The 15,858-nt window shown below is 73.0% G+C and carries 14 protein-coding genes; 8 read left to right on the top strand and 6 right to left on the bottom strand.

The genetic code is table 11. The annotated features are described in order from the left end of the window. Nucleotides 1-45 precede the first annotated feature (45 nt). Nucleotides 46-915 carry an RNA polymerase sigma factor gene (locus ACWC0C_RS38265; RefSeq protein WP_450868964.1) on the bottom strand — a complete coding sequence of 290 codons (870 nt, stop codon included), beginning with the start codon at nucleotides 913-915 and terminating at the stop codon, nucleotides 46-48. Nucleotides 916-960: 45 nt separating this feature from the next. Between ACWC0C_RS38265 and ACWC0C_RS38260 the strand changes: the two genes are divergently transcribed. After that, nucleotides 961-2,751, top strand: coding sequence for a cell division protein PerM (locus ACWC0C_RS38260; RefSeq protein ID WP_450868962.1), 1,791 nt, complete (start codon nucleotides 961-963; stop codon nucleotides 2,749-2,751). A gap of 354 nt (nucleotides 2,752-3,105) precedes the next feature. Here the strand turns inward: ACWC0C_RS38260 and ACWC0C_RS38255 are convergent, their stop codons facing one another. After that, nucleotides 3,106-3,972 (bottom strand): hypothetical protein, encoded by an 867-nt coding sequence (locus tag ACWC0C_RS38255; RefSeq protein ID WP_450868960.1) that lies wholly within the window; start codon nucleotides 3,970-3,972, stop codon nucleotides 3,106-3,108. A 266-nt stretch (nucleotides 3,973-4,238) separates the two neighbouring features. On the opposite strand from ACWC0C_RS38255, the gene purN reads away from it, so the two are divergent. Together purN and purH are read left to right on the top strand one after the other, a co-directional pair. Beyond that, on the top strand, nucleotides 4,239-4,853 hold the full coding sequence (gene purN / locus ACWC0C_RS38250; RefSeq protein ID WP_449198871.1) for a phosphoribosylglycinamide formyltransferase: 615 nt from the start codon (nucleotides 4,239-4,241) through the stop codon (nucleotides 4,851-4,853). Continuing rightward, nucleotides 4,850-6,421, top strand: coding sequence for a bifunctional phosphoribosylaminoimidazolecarboxamide formyltransferase/IMP cyclohydrolase (gene purH / locus ACWC0C_RS38245; protein WP_449198872.1), 1,572 nt, complete (start codon nucleotides 4,850-4,852; stop codon nucleotides 6,419-6,421). The genes purN and purH overlap by 4 nt, the downstream gene beginning before the upstream one ends. Nucleotides 6,422-6,562: 141 nt before the next feature. Here purH and ACWC0C_RS38240 read toward each other — a convergent pair whose 3' ends face one another. The 4 genes from ACWC0C_RS38240 to ACWC0C_RS38225 all read right to left on the bottom strand — a co-directional run bounded on the left by ACWC0C_RS38240 (nucleotide 6,563) and on the right by ACWC0C_RS38225 (nucleotide 10,205). After that, nucleotides 6,563-7,033, bottom strand: coding sequence for a hypothetical protein (locus ACWC0C_RS38240; RefSeq protein ID WP_450868958.1), 471 nt, complete (start codon nucleotides 7,031-7,033; stop codon nucleotides 6,563-6,565). Between the two features lie 109 nt (nucleotides 7,034-7,142). Further along, nucleotides 7,143-8,681 (bottom strand): protein kinase domain-containing protein, encoded by a 1,539-nt coding sequence (locus ACWC0C_RS38235; RefSeq protein WP_450868957.1) that lies wholly within the window; start codon nucleotides 8,679-8,681, stop codon nucleotides 7,143-7,145. Further along, the gene (locus tag ACWC0C_RS38230) at nucleotides 8,678-9,433 is read right to left on the bottom strand and encodes an FHA domain-containing protein (RefSeq protein WP_450868955.1); all 756 of its coding nucleotides are present in this window, start codon (nucleotides 9,431-9,433) and stop codon (nucleotides 8,678-8,680) included. Before ACWC0C_RS38230 ends, ACWC0C_RS38235 begins: the two co-directional genes overlap by 4 nt. A gap of 133 nt (nucleotides 9,434-9,566) precedes the next feature. Next, entirely contained in the window at nucleotides 9,567-10,205 is a 639-nt protein-coding gene (locus tag ACWC0C_RS38225) for a hypothetical protein (protein WP_450868953.1), read from the bottom strand. 261 nt (nucleotides 10,206-10,466) lie between these two features. Here ACWC0C_RS38225 and ACWC0C_RS38220 point away from each other — a divergent pair, with 261 nt between their 5' ends. The 5 genes from ACWC0C_RS38220 to ACWC0C_RS38200 all read left to right on the top strand — a co-directional run bounded on the left by ACWC0C_RS38220 (nucleotide 10,467) and on the right by ACWC0C_RS38200 (nucleotide 15,483). Continuing rightward, nucleotides 10,467-11,321, top strand: a complete 855-nt coding sequence (locus ACWC0C_RS38220; protein WP_450868952.1) for a bifunctional methylenetetrahydrofolate dehydrogenase/methenyltetrahydrofolate cyclohydrolase — start codon at nucleotides 10,467-10,469, stop codon at nucleotides 11,319-11,321. Further along, the gene (locus tag ACWC0C_RS38215) at nucleotides 11,311-11,796 is read left to right on the top strand and encodes a DUF3017 domain-containing protein (RefSeq protein ID WP_450868950.1); all 486 of its coding nucleotides are present in this window, start codon (nucleotides 11,311-11,313) and stop codon (nucleotides 11,794-11,796) included. Before ACWC0C_RS38220 ends, ACWC0C_RS38215 begins: the two co-directional genes overlap by 11 nt. A gap of 221 nt (nucleotides 11,797-12,017) precedes the next feature. Then, a complete protein-coding gene (locus ACWC0C_RS38210; protein WP_449198879.1) occupies nucleotides 12,018-13,187 on the top strand; it encodes a sensor histidine kinase in 1,170 nt (389 codons plus the stop codon). Between the two features lie 34 nt (nucleotides 13,188-13,221). After that, nucleotides 13,222-13,884: a response regulator gene (locus ACWC0C_RS38205; RefSeq protein ID WP_449198880.1), complete on the top strand. Its 663-nt coding sequence runs from the start codon at nucleotides 13,222-13,224 to the stop codon at nucleotides 13,882-13,884. Nucleotides 13,885-14,118: 234 nt separating this feature from the next. Then, nucleotides 14,119-15,483 carry a DUF2690 domain-containing protein gene (locus ACWC0C_RS38200; protein ID WP_450868948.1) on the top strand — a complete coding sequence of 455 codons (1,365 nt, stop codon included), beginning with the start codon at nucleotides 14,119-14,121 and terminating at the stop codon, nucleotides 15,481-15,483. Nucleotides 15,484-15,858 lie beyond the last annotated feature (375 nt).

The raw sequence follows: 15,858 nt of genomic DNA, 5'->3' as shown, positions 1-15,858 counted from the left end.
CCGGGGCGGGCCTGCCGGCGTTTCTGGCGGCGGGCCGTCGGACGTTCACCGCGGCTGCGGCGCCAGTCTCTCCGGCCCCCTCGCGGCGGCGCCCCGCAGCTTCGCCCGCAGCGCCTGTTCCTTCTTGGACAGCGGCCCCGTCACCCCCACCGGCGGAACCCCCTCCACGGCCTGGGCCGGAGCGATCGGTGCCTCGTAGTGGGTGGGCGCCGTCCGTAGCGTGAGTGTCGTCGCGCCGATGATCGTCATCGTGAAGGCGATCGCGGCCCGGGTCCAGAAGACGTTCCGCCGTTCGCCCTCGCGCCGCACCGGCTCCGGCCCGGCCGCGCGCAAACGCTCCGTCGAGGCCAGCACCAGCAGCCGGCGATGCAGCTCGGCGGGGTCGGCCAGTTCCGGCAGCCGGGCGGCCACTTCCTCGCGGGCGTGGGTCAGCCGGTGCGCGGCCGCCGGTGTGCTGGCCTCCGTCTCCGCCGCCGTCTCCGGCAGGCCGAGGCCCACACCGTCGTAGAGGACGAGCGTGCGCCGGTACGACGGCGGCAGCTTCAGCAGGGCGTGCAGCAGCGCACGGTCGGCCGGGTGGGCCGGTGGCGGCTCCGGGTGCCGGTACCGGGGCCGGAAGCGGTGCCAGGGCGAGAGCGCGCAGTCGTACGCCACCGACCGCACCCAGCCGGCCGGATCCCGGTCCCGGGCCACCTCGGGCCAGCGCTGCCAGGCCGCCTGGAAGGCCCGTTCCACGGCCTCGCGGGCCAGCTCGCGGCGCCCGGTGAGCAGATAGGTCTGCCGTACGAGGGCCGGGGCGCAGAACGCGTACAGCGCGTCGAAGGCCTGAGCCGGCGTCATCTGCCTCGTCACCATACGCCCTTCCGTACACCCGTCCGTGCGAAAAAGAACATAAACATATATTGAGCGACACATCGGAGGTTCGCCTGTTGCGGGAGGAATGCGTGTGCCGTTGGGAGCATGGCGCGCGTGAACCTGATGACCGCTCACCGAACGTCGCTGGCACCCCTCATGAGCCGGATGCGGGACCGGGAGCCCGGACTGGGCGCGAGCCTCCTGGGCGGCGCCGTCGCGGCCGGACTCGGCTGCGCCTCGTTCGCCGCGCTGCTGATGGTGCTGTGGGTCAGCTCGCCGTACCCCGACAACGGTCCGGGCGGCGCGCTGCATGTCGCCGCCGCGCTGTGGCTGCTGGCGCACGGCGTCGAACTGGTCCGCACCGACACGCTCTCCGGCGCGCCCATGCCGATGGGGGTGACCCCGCTGTTGCTGGTGGTGCTGCCCGTGTGGCGGGTGTACCGGGCGGCCAGGGACGCGGTGGACGCGCCCGCCGACGCCGACGGGCCGCCGCCCGTTCCCGCGCGCACGGTGCTGACCGGGGTCGTCCTCGGCTATCTCGGGGTCGGCGGCGCGGTCGCGCTGTACTGCTCGGGCGGTGAACTACGACCCGAGTGGCTCTGGGTGACGGTCTGTCTGCCACTGGTCGCGGCGGCCTCGGCGGCGGCCGGGGTGTGGTCGGCGTACGGCCGCCCGCGCGAGGTGGTGCTGCGTGTGCTGGTGGTGCTGCCGGCGCCGGTGCGGCGGCTGGTGTTCGGCGAGGACGCACGCGTCCGGCTGGGTACGGCCGTACGGGCCACCGGTGCCGCGATGGCGGTCCTCTTCGGGGGCGGGGCACTGCTGCTCGGGGTGTCGCTGGTGTGGCACGGCGGGGCGGCGCGGGTGTCCTTCCTTCAGCTGACGGAGGGGTGGGCGGGCCGGTTCGCGGTGCTGCTGCTGGGCATCTCGCTGATCCCCAACGCGGCGGTGTGGGCCGGGTCCTACGCCCTCGGTCCCGGCTTCTTCCTCGGCGCCGGGCATGTGGTGCACCCGTTCGCCTCCGATCCGGCCCCGCTGCTGCCGCCGTTCCCGCTGCTGGCGGCGGTGCCGGACGCGGGTGCCGGGACGCCGCTGAACTGGGCGGCGGGGGTGGTGCCGGTGGCGGCCGGGGTGACGGCGGGGTGGTTCGTGGCGCGGCGTGCGGTGCGGCGGCGGGAGCCGGGCGTGCCGGTGTCCGCGCGCTGGTCGGCCGTCCGTACCGGCGGGGTCATGCTGCTGACGGCGACGCTCTGCGCGGCGGCCTTCGCCCTGCTCGCGGTGGTTTCGGGTGGCCCCCTGGGCGTGTCCGCGCTGGCCCGCTTCGGCCCGGTGTGGTGGCAGGCCGGGGGAGCGGCGGGGGCGTGGACGGCGGCGTTCGGGGTACCGACGGCGCTGACCGTACGGGCGTGGCGGCTGTGGGGCTGGTGCGTGGGGGGTGGTGAGATCCCGGCGCAGGGGGCGGGGGCCGGCGAAAGCTCCGGGAACGGAAAGGAGCAGGGGGAGACGAGGGGGAAGGAGACGCCCAAGGGCGAGGAGACGGGTGAGGGCAAGGAGATGACCAAGGCCAAGGCGAAAGCCAAGGCGAAGGCGAAGGCGAAGGAGGAAGGGGAGGGGAAGGGGAAGGAGGAGAGCAAGCCCCCGGCTCAGCGGAAGCTGGTGCCCGGCGCGGGCGGCGCGGCCGAGGAGGAGCCGTACGAGGTCCTGCCGGCCGAGGGCCCGTTCACCCCGGAGTGGCAGGAGGACCTGGCACGCGCTTCCCGCTGGGCGGTGCAACAGGAAGCCGCCGCCCCGGGCGACCGCCCCGACCCCTGGCCGAGCCCCACCGCCCCCGTCGACCCCTGCCCGGACCTCACCGACCCATTGCCCGACTCCTCGGAACCCCCCGACGCGACCCACTGACCCCTGGCGGCGCCACGGCGCCGCCACGAAGCCGACGGCGCTGCAGTTCCCCAGGGGCGCGGGGAACTGCGCGAGCGGCCACGACGGAGCCGCACCCGCGCACGGTTTTACGCGGCCGGGCGGTGGGCGTTGCCCAGCGGCGGCACCACACGGCCGGCGGTGCTGCAGTTCCCCAGGGGAGCGGGGAACTGCGCGAGCGGCCACGACGGAGCTGCGCCCGCGCATGGTCTTGTGTGTCCGGGCGGTGGGCGTTGCCCAGCGGCGCGACCGCCGGCAGCGGAGGCGCCGCACGGCCGGCGGCATTGCCTGCTGCCCGCAGCCCCACGCCCCCGCCGGGCCGCGCAGCGAACCCGCTCAGCTGTTGCCGACCCCCAGGACCCCCCGCAGCTCCTGCGGCAGCAGTCTGTCGCAGGACTGTTTGGCCTCGTGGGTGAGGGCGTCGTTGACGCAGGTGTAGTAGTCGCGGTAGACGAACTGGACCGTGAAGGTCGAGGCCACCAGGACCAGCGCCAGGGAGGCCGTGACCAGGCCGCCGACGGCCGCCGTCGTCTGGGGGCGGCCCGCTCCCGGCTGCGGCGGGGTGTCCGGGTCCGGGCGGCGCGGCTTGGCGCGCAGCGCGCTGACGCCCCAGTACAGCGCCAGCACGCCCAGCAGCAGGGCCACGTACGGCCAGCTGAACAGGGCGAAGAAGACGGCCCACATGCCGGACAGGAGGGCGTAGCGCGCGCGGCGCTGGGCGGGGTCGGTCGGGTCCCAGCGCATGCCGGAGCCGGCCGGTCCGCCGGGGCCCTGCGGTCCGCCGCCGGGCCGCTCGCCGAAGCCGCCCGGTGAGCGTCCGGGCTGGCGGTCGCTCCACTGGCTGCCCCACGGGGAGCCATGCCCAGGACCGCCTCCGGGACCGCCGCCCGAACCACCTCCAGGACCACTCCCTGAGCCGGAGTCACCGCCCGAGCCGTGACCGGTGCCATGACCGGGGCCGCCCTGGGAACCCCCGGGATGACGCGGCTGCCAGGGCCGGTCCGGCGCGCCCTCGGGCGGCGGCGCGAACGGGTTGTCGTCCTGCTGCCCACCGTGACCCGCATGCCCGCCCTGACCGGCCTCCCCGCCCCAAGGCGCCTGCGGAGGCGAAGCCGGCCGGTCTCGCAGCAGCACGGGGACACGCTCGCCTCCCTGGAGCGGGTGCGGAGGGAACGTGAGGAGTCGCAGGCTGCGAGCGGGCATCAAAAGAGCGTCTTCCCCTAGGTGGATACGGCAGTCCGACGTGGGCTTCCACCCCGTGAACGCACCGTACGACGACCGCGTTCCCGAGGCTGCCCCCACGTGGCTCCCTGCGAACGCTACCTTCCGGCCACGCCCCCGTCCCGTGGGGGCCTTCCGGAGTGCCGGTATCGTTGCTGACGATCGCCCGCTTCGTAGACTTCCCCGTATCCGGGGGTGCGAAGCATTCGTACGACCGTACAAAGACACTCCCGAGAAAGGGCTCCACCGTGGCCAAGCGCCTCGTCGTGCTGGTCTCCGGATCCGGCACCAATCTGCAGGCGCTCCTCGACGAGATCGCCGCCGCCGGTGCCGAGGCCTACGGGGCCGAGGTCGTGGCCGTCGGCGCCGACCGCGAGGGCATCGAAGGGCTCGCCCGCGCCGAGCGGGCCGGGTTGCCGACCTTCGTGCGGAAGGTCAAGGACTACGGAACCCGCGAGGAGTGGGACGCCGCCCTCGCCGAGGCCGTGGCGGCGTACGAGCCCGACCTCGTCGTCTCCGCCGGGTTCATGAAGATCGTGGGGAAGGAGTTCCTCGCCCGTTTCGGCGGGCGCTTCGTGAACACCCACCCCGCCCTCCTCCCCAGTTTTCCGGGGGCCCACGGCGTGCGCGACGCGCTCGCGTACGGCGCCAAGGTCACCGGCTGCACCGTCCACTTCGTCGACGACGGCGTCGACACCGGCCCGATCATCGCCCAGGGCGTGGTCGAGGTCCGGGACGAGGACGACGAGAGCGCGCTGCACGAGCGCATCAAGGAAGTCGAGCGAAGGCTGCTCGTCGAGGTCGTGGGGCGGATCGCCCGCAACGGCTATCGCATTGAGGGACGAAAGGTAGTTATCCAGTGACCGCCGAGAGCATCGAGAGCGGCAAGCGGGTCATCCGTCGCGCGCTCGTCAGCGTCTACGACAAGACCGGGCTGGAAGAGCTTGCGCGCGGGCTGCACGAGGCCGGTGTCGAGCTCGTCTCCACCGGCTCCACGGCCTCCCGGATCGCCGCCGCCGGCGTCCCCGTCACCAAGGTCGAGGAGCTGACCGGCTTCCCCGAGTGCCTGGACGGCCGGGTCAAGACCCTGCACCCGAAGGTGCACGCGGGCATCCTCGCCGACCTGCGGCTGGACAGCCACCGGCAGCAGCTCGCCGAGCTCGGCGTCGAGCCGTTCGACCTCGTCGTCGTCAACCTCTACCCCTTCCGCGAGACCGTCGCCTCGGGCGCGAGCGACGACGAATGCGTCGAGCAGATCGACATCGGCGGCCCGTCGATGGTCCGCGCCGCCGCCAAGAACCACCCGTCGGTCGCCGTGGTCACCAGCCCCGAGCGGTATGCGGACGTGCTGGCCGCGGTCAAGGGAGGCGGCTTCGACCTCGCCGCCCGCAAGCGGCTCGCGGCCGAGGCGTTCCAGCACACGGCCTCTTACGACGTGGCGGTCGCCTCCTGGTTCGCGTCCTCGTACGCCCCGGTCGACGAGTCCCGGTTCCCCGACTTCCTCGGCGCCACCTTCGAGCGCGCCAACACCCTCCGCTACGGCGAGAACCCGCACCAGGGTGCCGCCCTCTACGTCGACGGCACGGGCGGTCTCGCCGAGGCCGAGCAGCTGCACGGCAAGGAGATGTCGTACAACAACTACACGGACACGGACGCCGCGCGCCGTGCCGCGTACGACCACGACGAGCCCTGTGTCGCGATCATCAAGCACGCCAACCCCTGCGGCATCGCGGTCGGTTCGGACGTCGCCGAGGCGCACCGCAAGGCGCACGCCTGCGACCCGGTCTCCGCGTACGGCGGTGTCATCGCCGTCAACCGGCCGGTCAGCAAGGAGATGGCCGAGCAGGTCGCCGAGATCTTCACCGAGGTCATCGTCGCCCCGGACTACGAGGAGGGGGCCCTGGAGGCCCTCGGCAGGAAGAAGAACATCCGTGTCCTGAAGGCTCCGGGCGCGCCCTGCAACCAGGTCGAGGCCAAGCAGGTCGACGGCGGTCTCCTGCTCCAGGTCACCGACCGGCTCCAGGCCGACGGGGACGACCCCGCGGGCTGGACCCTGGCGAGTGGCGAGGCCCTGAGCGAGCGGGAGCTCGCAGAGCTGGCCTTCGCCTGGAAGGCCTGCCGGGCCGTCAAGTCCAACGCCATCCTCCTCGCCAAGGACGGCGCCTCGGTCGGCGTCGGCATGGGCCAGGTCAACCGCGTCGACTCCTGCAAGCTGGCCGTCGAGCGGGCCGGCGAGGAGCGCGCGCGGGGTTCCTACGCGGCCTCCGACGCCTTCTTCCCCTTCCCCGACGGCCCGCAGATCCTCATCGACGCCGGTGTCCGCGCGATCGTCCAGCCGGGCGGCTCGATCCGTGACGAGCAGGTCGTCGAGGCCGCGAAGAAGGCGGGCGTGACGATGTACTTCACGGGCACGCGCCACTTCTTCCACTGATGCCTCCGGCGGTTTCGCCGGGCGGTTCGCACCAGCGGCAGGCCCCGGCACGGACTCCTCGTCCGTGCCGGGGCCTGCTTCGTCGACGGTCTCCGGCCCTCCCCCGAGGGGGCCGGAGACCGTCCGCCCTGCTGGATCAGGTCAGCAGGGGCGCAGGGAGTAGATCGGGTCCCAGGTTGCCGTGCCGGCTTCGTACGCCGTCGAGGTCCAGCGGACGCTGCCGTCCTGGTTGAAGAACTTGGCGACCGTGCCCGGGGTCTGGTTGTTGGTGAACGGGCCGTCCCCGGTCCAGTTGTTCACGGTCCAGGTCTGGCACTTGTAGAAGTCGAACTTGGTGCCCTTGACGACCATGCACAGGTGACCGTAGGCACAGTCCAGGTCCTTGGCGGTGACCTTGCCCTTCGGGGCCTTGGTGAGGGTCAGGCCGTCGTAGCGGACCTTGTCGGCGGAAGCCGAAAGCGGCTTCGGGTGGCCGGTGAGGACCTGGTCGGCCGTGGCCTGGACGCCGGTGACCCGGGTGCCGTCCAAAGTGGCGGCGGTCGCCGCCACCGTGGAGCCGGCGAGCAGGGCGGTGGCCGCGACGAGCAGCGCGGCCGGCTTGGCGATGTTCACGATTCCCCCATGTGAACGAATGGTGTCGGTCGCTCCGCCGTGACGCTCTGGCGGAGTGGTTCCACCGTGCCGCCGTAATCCGTACGCCGGTACCTCGGAAGTCTCAGGGTCACTTCTTTCCCGGCGGCGTGTACTCCTTGAGGTAGTGGGCGACACGGGCGGCGTAGTCGCGGTACTTCGGGGGAACTCCGCCCGTGTCGTTCACCTTCTTGTACGACGTCCGGTAGCCGGCCGCGACCAGCACCCGCTTGTCGCCGGGCAGGCCGTCCTTCAGATGGGAGTCGATGAAGCACAGGTAGCGGCCCATGGCCGGGATGGACACGGAGGGGCTCAGCGGTGGCGTGGGCGTGGCCGCTGCGGGGACGCCGTCCTCGCGCATCCACCAGCGCAGTACGCCGGGGGTCCAGCGGGCGATGCCGAACTCCTGCTTGCCGGGGTCGGAGAGGTTCGGGTCGAAGTCGCTCTCGGACTTCAGCATCGCCGCGATGAGCGCGGGGCTGACGTCGGGCTGGGCGCAGGCGTGCGCGGAGTTCACGATGAGCCGGCGGTAGGCGACGGGAACGCCCTGGCCGGTGCGCAGTTCCGAGGCGCCGTAGGCCGCGGAGGACGCGTCGCTCGAACCGCGGTTGCCGCCGGAGGCCCACGTGCTGATGCCGTAGCCGAGGACCGCGACGGCGGCGGTGGCGGCCGCGGCGCCGGCGATCAGTGCCGACCGGCGTCTGCGGCGCGGGAAGAGGCGGGGCGGGCGCGGCGAGCGGGCCGTGCCGGCGGCGGACTCGACGCGGCGCAGCAGCGGCTCGGTGGTGATGCGGGCGGCGTGCGTGCGGGCCAGGCAGTCGCGGATGATCTCCCGCCAGGCGTCCGGGAGTTCGGGCGACAGGCGCAGTTCATCGGTGCCGTGGGCGTAGGCGGCGGCCGCGTCGCGGCGGGCCGTCGGGGTGGCGCCGGACAGCGGGAAGGAGTCGGTGAGGACGAGATGGGCGAGCACGCCGAAGGCCCATACGTCGGCGGACGGACGGATCCGCCGGCCGCGTTCGCCGATCTCGCCCCACAGCAGCTCGGGCGGGGTGTAGTCGGGGGTGGAGAAGGCCGGGGTGTAGGCGTGGGTGCCCTCCAGTTCGGCGGCCATGTTGAAGTCGGCGAGCCGCGCCGAACCGTCCGCCATCAGCAGCACGTTGGCCGGTTTCAGATCGCCGTGCACCCAGCCCGCCCGGTGCAGCTGGGCCAGCCCCTCGCAGACCTGGGCCAGCAGGGCGGGCCCGGCGGCCGGGCGGGGCGAGGCGGCGAGCAGGGCGGACACAGAGCCTTCGGCCCGCTCCAGGACGAGGACGGTGGCGCCGTCGAGTTCGGGGTGGTCCGGGTCGTCGACGACGAGGGACTCGTACATCCGGATCAGCCGCGGCTGCCTCAGCCGCCGGTGCAAGCCGACCTCGCGCTCGATGAGTTCGCGCAGGTGGGCCAGCTGGCGCGGGGTTCCGGTGCCGGTGGGCAGGAACTTCAGCGCGGCGGTGTCGGGCGACTCCTCGCAGCCGCCGGTGCGCCGGCCCGTGTAGACGCTGCCGAAGGCCCCTGTCGCGATCGGCTCACGCACCTCCCAGGCGCCGACCCGGTAGCCCCTGGGCACGGGAACGGCGTACGGCTCGGTCACCGGGCCGACCGGCTCGCGGAGGCGGACCCGGTGCCGGACAGGACGAGCAGGTCGTCCTCCCGTACGAGGTCGAAGCGGAGCGCCAGGGAGACCAGGGACTCCTTCTTGCCGTTGAGGCGGGGACCGGTGTCCGCGGTCTCCGGGCCGGGCTTGAGCCGCAGTTTCACGGCGAGGTAGTCGATGTTCCACTGCACCGAGGTGCGCGAGGCGGCCGGCCAGGCGGGGCTCAGCCGGTCGACGACCTGGTCGACGGTGGGCAGCGGGGCGTGCGGGTCGCCGCGCAGGCGCGGTTCGCACAGGGCGGCCAGCACGGCGAAGTAGCGTTTGGTGCGGTCGACGGAGAAGGCGGGGGCGGTGGTGTCGCCGTCCGCTCCGACGCCGTCGCGCAGATAGTCATGGCGTGGCGCCCACACCTCGATCGTCAGCAGCTCGCCGGCGGCGGGCAGCACGATCCGCGAGAACTCGAACGGGATCGGCGCCTCGAGTCTGCCCGGGCCGACCTTGATGTGCTCGCCCGCGCCCTCCGGGTTCTCCACGACGTACGTCTGCCGCGCGGACAGGTTGCTCAGTATCCAGAACGCGCCCTGCGCGCTCAGCTCACCGGCCCGGCGCGAGACGCCCTCGTGCGGGATCGTCAGACCGTTGCCGGCCGCCCGCCCGAAGGCGAGGCGCTCGCCGGGGGCGAGCCGGATCTGGCTGCTTTGCTGCCGGTCCTCCGGGGTCGGCGGAGGTACGACGATGATGCTGTACAAGGTGCCTCTCCCCGTCCCTGACGGCCACCCCAGTCAGCCTAGGGGGAGACACCGGGGCCGTGCCTCCCCCTGGACGGGTGAGACACGGCCCTCGACGTTGAATGGCGCGAACTGTTCTGTCGCGCGGGCGGGTTCAGTAGCGCGGGCGGTTGAACCAGGCCGCGCCGGACGGGGCGATCATCGCCGCCGCCATGATGCCGCCGAAGCTCATCCACAGCAGCGCCGAGATCAGGCCGGCGCTGGTGCCCTGGTTGGCCGCGCCGATCAGGATCAGGACACCGACGAGGGCGCCGAGGATGCCATAGATCATCGTGGTGATGCGGATGCCCTGGCCGCCGCGGGTGAACTTCACGCCCAGCGTGATCGACAGCGCGGAGAGCCCCAGGAAGATCAGCGCGGTGACGAGGGCGATGCCGGCGCCGTCGTGACCGATGTCGGAGAAGGCGTTGTCGCCGAAGGTGTCTTCGCCCGCGTTGGACACGTCGTTGATCGTTGCGGCGAGGTACAGGACGAAGAGACCGATGATGATCTGGACGGCCGCCACGATGTACAGCATGACCCGCGCGGTGACCATCAGGCCCGGCATCGTCTGCGGCATCGTGTTGGCGGCCGCGTAGCCGGGGTACATGGGCTGCTGCGGGTAGCCGCCGGCCTGCGGGTAGCCGCCGGGCTGCGGTGGGACGCCGGGGGCCTGCGGGTAGCCATAGCCGGGTGCGGCCGGAGGCTGCTGGGGCGGCGGGCCGTAGGGGTTGTTCGGGTCGCCGAAGCTCATGGCGGTGATTCCTCCGTTGATCGAGTGCTGGGGACGAGGCGCGGCACTGCACGGAGGAGGCTTCTACAGATGCGGTCCGTCCCCCCGTTGAGCTGCCCGCTGCACTGTCTGCTCATCGTTCTTTAGGTCGGTCCGACTTGTCCAGCCGGAATCGTGAGGTGTTGTGCAAGTGCAACATCGCTGATCATGCTGTGACAGATCGGAAGGGCGGCGGGGTACCCGGATTGGAACCGGGGCCGGGTCATCCGCGAGGATGGGGGTATGACCGCCCAGATTCTCGATGGCAAGGCCACCGCAGCCGCGATCAAGTCCGATCTGACCGCCCGCGTGGCGGCGCTGAAGGAGAGGGGCGTCACGCCCGGCCTCGGCACGATCCTGGTCGGGGACGACCCCGGCAGCCAGAAGTACGTCGCCGGCAAGCACCGCGACTGCGCGCAGGTCGGCATCGCCTCCATCCAGCGCGAGCTGCCCGCCACCGCCACCCAGGAGGAGATCGAGGCGGTCGTACGGGAGCTGAACGAGGACCCGGCCTGCACCGGTTACATCGTCCAGCTGCCGTTGCCCAAGGGCATCGACGAGAACCGCATCCTGGAGCTGATGGACCCGGCCAAGGACGCCGACGGGCTCCACCCGATGAACCTCGGGCGGCTGGTCCTGAACGAGCCGGCTCCGCTGCCCTGCACCCCCAACGGCATCCTCAGCCTGCTGCGGGCCCACGGCGTGGAGATCAAGGGCGCCGAGGTCGTGGTCGTCGGACGGGGCGTGACCATCGGGCGTCCGATGCCGCTGCTGCTCACCCGCCGCAGCGAGAACGCCACCGTGACCCAGTGCCACACCGGCACCCGCGATCTGTCCGCCCACCTGAAGCGGGCCGACATCATCATCGCGGCCGCCGGCTCCCCGCACCTGATCCGCGCCGAGGACATCAAGCCGGGTGCCGCCGTCCTCGACGTCGGTGTCTCCCGCAACGCCGAGGGCAAGATCCTCGGCGACGTCCACCCGGACGTCGTCGAGGTGGCGGGCTGGATCTCCCCGAACCCCGGTGGCGTGGGCCCGATGACCCGGGCGCAGCTGCTGGTCAACGTGGTCGAGGCGGCGGAGCGCAGTGCCGGCTGAGGAAGCCCGCGCGGGGGCGGTCACCCGCGCAGCGCAGAACGCGGGCACCCGCGGTGCCGACGGCGGCGAGGACCGTCCCGAGCGGACCACCCGCCGCTTCCCGCGGATCACCAGGGACACCGCCCGGCCCGAGGGCGGCGGCCGGGCCGCCCGCCGTGACGCCCCGGCCCCGGCACGGCAGTGGCCCCTGCTCGTCGTGGTGTGCGGGGTCGCGCTCGGCCTGCTGCTGACCGCCCTCGACCTGTTCCGCGGCGGCACCCTGTTGATCGGCGCGGCCCTGCTGGCCGGCGCGGTCATGCGCTGGATCCTGCCCGGCGTCGGCATGCTCGCCGTCCGCTCCCGCTTCACCGACATCGCCACCTACGGCATCCTCGGCCTCGCGATCGTCCTGCTGGCGATGATGGCCCAGCCGGATCCGTGGCTGCAGATACCGTTCCTGAAGGACCTCCTGCACGTCACGCTCAGCAACAAGTAGCGTCACGAGAAACAGCGCGCCGGTGGCCCGCGCCTCCCCCGGGGGTGCGGGCCACCGGCGTGTCCCCGTCCCCGACGCTACGGCCGCCCGCCCCGGCCCCGCCTCCACCGGAGGACGGAACTCCCGTACCACCCCGGGCGGTAGCCGGCGGATGACTGCAACTTCCGCGGTACCACCACGGGTTGACTCCCCTGCCCGGCCCCGGGCGTTACCCTGCGGCGATGCGACCGCCGACCCCCCGCCCGCTCGTCGTGGACACGCTGATCGCGGTCGCCATGACCGTGGTCGCCGTCCTGCTCGGGCAGGAGTCGCGCTCGCAGGGCTGGCCGGAACTCGACGCCCGCGCCTACGCCCTGGTCGCCCTCGCCCATCTGCCGGTCGCCCTGCGCGGCCGTCGGCCCCTCACCGTCTTCGCCGTCGTCCAGGCCGCCGCGATCGTCTACACCACCCTCGGCTACTGGCCGGTGGTGTGCACCTTCGGCTCCATGCTCGCGCTGTACACCGTGGCCTCCGTACGCCCCGTGCGCACCGCGCTGGTCTGCGCGGCCTGCATGACCGGGGTCTGGGCGTACGCCGGTGTCGTCAGCCACACCCCGTCCATGGCGTCCGTGCTCGGCCAGGCGCTGCTGTACTGCTCGGTGCTGGTCTGGTTCGGGCACCTGGCCCGCCGCTCCGCCGAACTCACCCGCCGGCTGCGTGCCGAGCAGGCCGAGCGGGCCCGGCGCGCGGTCGCCGAGGAGCGGGGGCGGATCGCGCGGGAGCTGCACGACGTGGTCGCCCACCACATGTCCGTCATCTCGGTGCAGGCGGGGCTCGCCCGGTTCGTCTTCGACTCCAACCCGGGCCGGGCCCGCGGCGCGCTCGGCACCATCGCGGACACCAGCGGCGAGGCCCTGGAGGAGCTGCGCCGCATGCTGCAGGTGCTGCGCGAGGAGGACCCCGAGGCGCCCGAGCGGGCCCCGATGCCCACGCTGGCCCGGCTCGGTGAACTCCTCGACCGGGTCCGCTCCGGCGGACTGCCCGTGGACCTCGCCGTGACCGGTACCGAGCGCCCGCTGCCGCCCGGCGTCGAACTGTGCGCCTACCGCGTCGTCCAGGAGGCCCTCACCAACGCCATCAAGCACGCAGGTCCCGCGCACGCGCGCGTGGAACTCCGGTACGGCGCCCACGAGCTGACCGTCCGGGTCACCGACGACGGACAGGGGACGATTCCGGCCAGAGTGCCCGCAGGCGGTGGCCACGGCTTGATAGGCATGCGCGAACGGGCCAAGCTCTACGGCGGGACGATCACGGTCGGCCCACGCTCCGAGGGCGGATTCGAGGTCCTGCTGACCCTGCCCACCTCGGCCGCCGAGCGCGGCCGTGCCGGCTCGCCGGAAGCGGAGCGGTAAGGGACGGCGCACGTCGGGGGGACGACCGTACGGCATGACCAGAGTGCTCGTCGTCGACGACCAGTTCCTCATCCGCGCCGGGCTCGTCGGCCTGCTGGAGGCCGCGCCCGGCTTCGAGGTGGTGGGCGAGGCCGGGGACGGCGAGCAGGCCGTACGGCTCGCCGCCGAGACCCGCCCCGATGTGATCCTCATGGACATCCGGATGCCCGGCGTCAACGGCATCGAGGCCACCGAGCGGATCCTCGCCGAGGCCGACGGCCACCCGCCCCGGGTGCTGGTGCTGACCACCTTCGACCTCGACGAGTATGTGTACGGGGCGCTGCGCGCCGGGGCCTCCGGGTTTCTGCTGAAGGACTCAGGGCCGGAGCGGCTGCTCGCCGCGGTCACCGCGGTCGACGGCGGCGACGCGCTGTTCGCGCCCAGCGTCACCCGGCGCCTGGTGGAGGCCTTCGCCAGCCGGCAGGCCCCGGCCGACCCGGCCCCGCCCGACCTCGGTGTCCTCACCTCCCGCGAGGTGGAGGTCCTCAAGCTCACCGCCCGCGGGCTGTCCAACGTGGAGATCGCCGACCGCCTCTACATCAGCGAGGCCACCGTCAAGACCCATCTCAACCGCACGATGAGCAAGCTGGACCTGGGCAGCCGGGCCCAGGCGGTGGTGCTGGCGTACGAGACGGGACTGGTGACGCCGGGCGGCTGAACGGTGGCTCGCCCCCACCCCCGTAGAGGGGCGAACCACCGTCGTCAACCACCCTTCCGCCTGCGAACTGCCTGTTCAACGCCTGTCCTTGCGCTGTGGCACGGAAGTGACCGTTCCGCTACGGAGTCCGAGCGCGCCGTCCGTGCACCCGCGCGCCCCCACTCCGGGAACTGGGATCCTTAGGCAGTGCATCCTTGTGGGTAGTCAGGACGGGGGGAAAGCAGGGGGGAAGCGATGCCTCGTTGGAAAGATCTGCCGGACGAACTGGATCCGCAGATCAAGGAGTTCACCCAGCAGGTGCGGCGGCTGGTGGACCGCAGCGGCCTGAGCGTCGCGGCACTCGCCGACCGCACGGGCTACAGCAAGACGTCCTGGGAGCGTTACCTGGGCGGCCGATTGCTCGCGCCCAAGGGTGCGATCGTCGCGCTCGCCGAGGTCACCGGCACCAACCCCGTGCACCTGACCACGATGTGGGAGCTGGCCGAACGCGCCTGGAGCCGGGCGGAGATGCGGCACGACCGCACCATGGAGGCGATCCGCATCTCCCAGGCGCGCGCCGCGCTCGGGGAGTTCGGCGCGGCGGAGGCCACCGGGGGCCCGTCCGTCCGCAAGGCCAACGGCACCGGCGCGACCACGGGGGTCGCCGGCCCGGCCGGCGTCTCCCCGACGATCCCCACCCAGCCGACGGCCCCGGACGCGGACGCCCGGGAGGGTGCGGGACGGGAGGGCACAGGGCGCGACCGGGCCGACCGGGCCGATCGAGCCGATGGTTCCGGTCGTGGGCCGGCCGATGGCGGGGGGAGCGGGCCGGTCGACGGTTCGGGCCGTGGTCCGGGGGACGACCGTGACGGTGCCGGAGGCGAGGGGAGTTCGGGCGGCAACTCCTGGCGGCTTGCGGGGTATCAGGGCCCGTCCCGGGCGAGCGTCCGGCCTGGTCCCGGTACCGGGGCACGACCCGGTGCCGGTGCCGGTGCCGCCGCCGGGTCCGCCGTCTCCTCCGACGGCTCCGGCCGGACACCGGGGACCCCGAACCCGTACGACGGTCATCCCCAGGCAGGCCGCCCCGCTGGGGGTACCCCCTCCGGGGGAGGCACCACGGCCCCGGGGAGTGCCGGCCGGCAGCGGGTGATCATGTTCCTCGCGGGGCTGGTCGGGGTGCTCGTCGTCATCGTCGCCGTCTTCTACTTCACCGACCGGGATGCCAGGCACGGGAGCGCCGCCAAGCGGCCGTCCCCGACCGCGAGCACGCACGCGAGCCCGCCGCCCGGGGTCAAGTGCACCGGCTCCGCCTGCAACGGCAAGGACGCCGAGGCCATGGGGTGCAGCGGTGAACTGGTGACCACCGCCGAGACCGCCACCGTCGGAACCACCACCCTGGAGGTCCGTTACAGCAAGGCCTGCGGCACCGCCTGGGGCCGGATCACCGGCGCCGCCCAGGGCGACAAGGTCCAGGTCTCGGCCGGGACGGTCCGGCAGACCGGCGAGACCAGCGGCGCCGGCGACACCATCGCCTACACCCCGATGGTCGCCGTGAAGAACGCGACGGAGGCCAAGGCCTGCGCGACGCTGGCGTCCGGGCGGACGGGGTGCACGAAGTAGGCGCCGCTGAGGCGTGGGTGGTGCCCTGACGCGTGGCGGGCGAGTGCGCGAAACGGGCGGGGATTAGCGAAACGGGCGTGGCGCGCGGGTCCGTGAAAACAGGGAAGGTGAAATTCCGCGATCGGAGGCATGGCGGCGCGGATCCCGGGCACGCGAGGGATACCCCCACGGGAGTCCGGCAATCCGGTACCCCCCACCCGGCGGCCGCTCCTGTCCTCTCCCTCTCCCGGACGAGCGGCCGCCCCCTCTTTTCGACACGCGTCCGACTTGTGGGGTGATCCACAGGGCCCTGTACGTCTCGCATGCCGGATGCGCGATAGCCTGACCGCTGGATCGATCTCTTGACGCCGAGAGATCGATCATCCGCCCGGGGCA

The sequence above is a fragment of the Streptomyces sp. NPDC001709 genome, assembly GCF_053596375.1.
Note: the sequence above shows the minus strand (reverse complement) of the source record. Positions and strands in the feature narration are given on the sequence as shown.

What these genes read in the sequence shown, in the direction of transcription:
- ACWC0C_RS38265 (WP_450868964.1), bottom strand. Translation starts at nt 915, where the DNA reads ATGTGTCGCTCAATATATGTTTATGTTCTTTTTCGCACGGACGGGTGT.
- ACWC0C_RS38260 (WP_450868962.1), top strand. Translation starts at nt 961, where the DNA reads ATGGCGCGCGTGAACCTGATGACCGCTCACCGAACGTCGCTGGCACCC.
- ACWC0C_RS38210 (WP_449198879.1), top strand. Translation starts at nt 12,018, where the DNA reads ATGCGACCGCCGACCCCCCGCCCGCTCGTCGTGGACACGCTGATCGCG.
- ACWC0C_RS38205 (WP_449198880.1), top strand. Translation starts at nt 13,222, where the DNA reads ATGACCAGAGTGCTCGTCGTCGACGACCAGTTCCTCATCCGCGCCGGG.
- ACWC0C_RS38200 (WP_450868948.1), top strand. Translation starts at nt 14,119, where the DNA reads ATGCCTCGTTGGAAAGATCTGCCGGACGAACTGGATCCGCAGATCAAG.
- ACWC0C_RS38255 (WP_450868960.1), bottom strand. Translation starts at nt 3,972, where the DNA reads ATGCCCGCTCGCAGCCTGCGACTCCTCACGTTCCCTCCGCACCCGCTC.
- ACWC0C_RS38225 (WP_450868953.1), bottom strand. Translation starts at nt 10,205, where the DNA reads ATGAGCTTCGGCGACCCGAACAACCCCTACGGCCCGCCGCCCCAGCAG.
- ACWC0C_RS38220 (WP_450868952.1), top strand. Translation starts at nt 10,467, where the DNA reads ATGACCGCCCAGATTCTCGATGGCAAGGCCACCGCAGCCGCGATCAAG.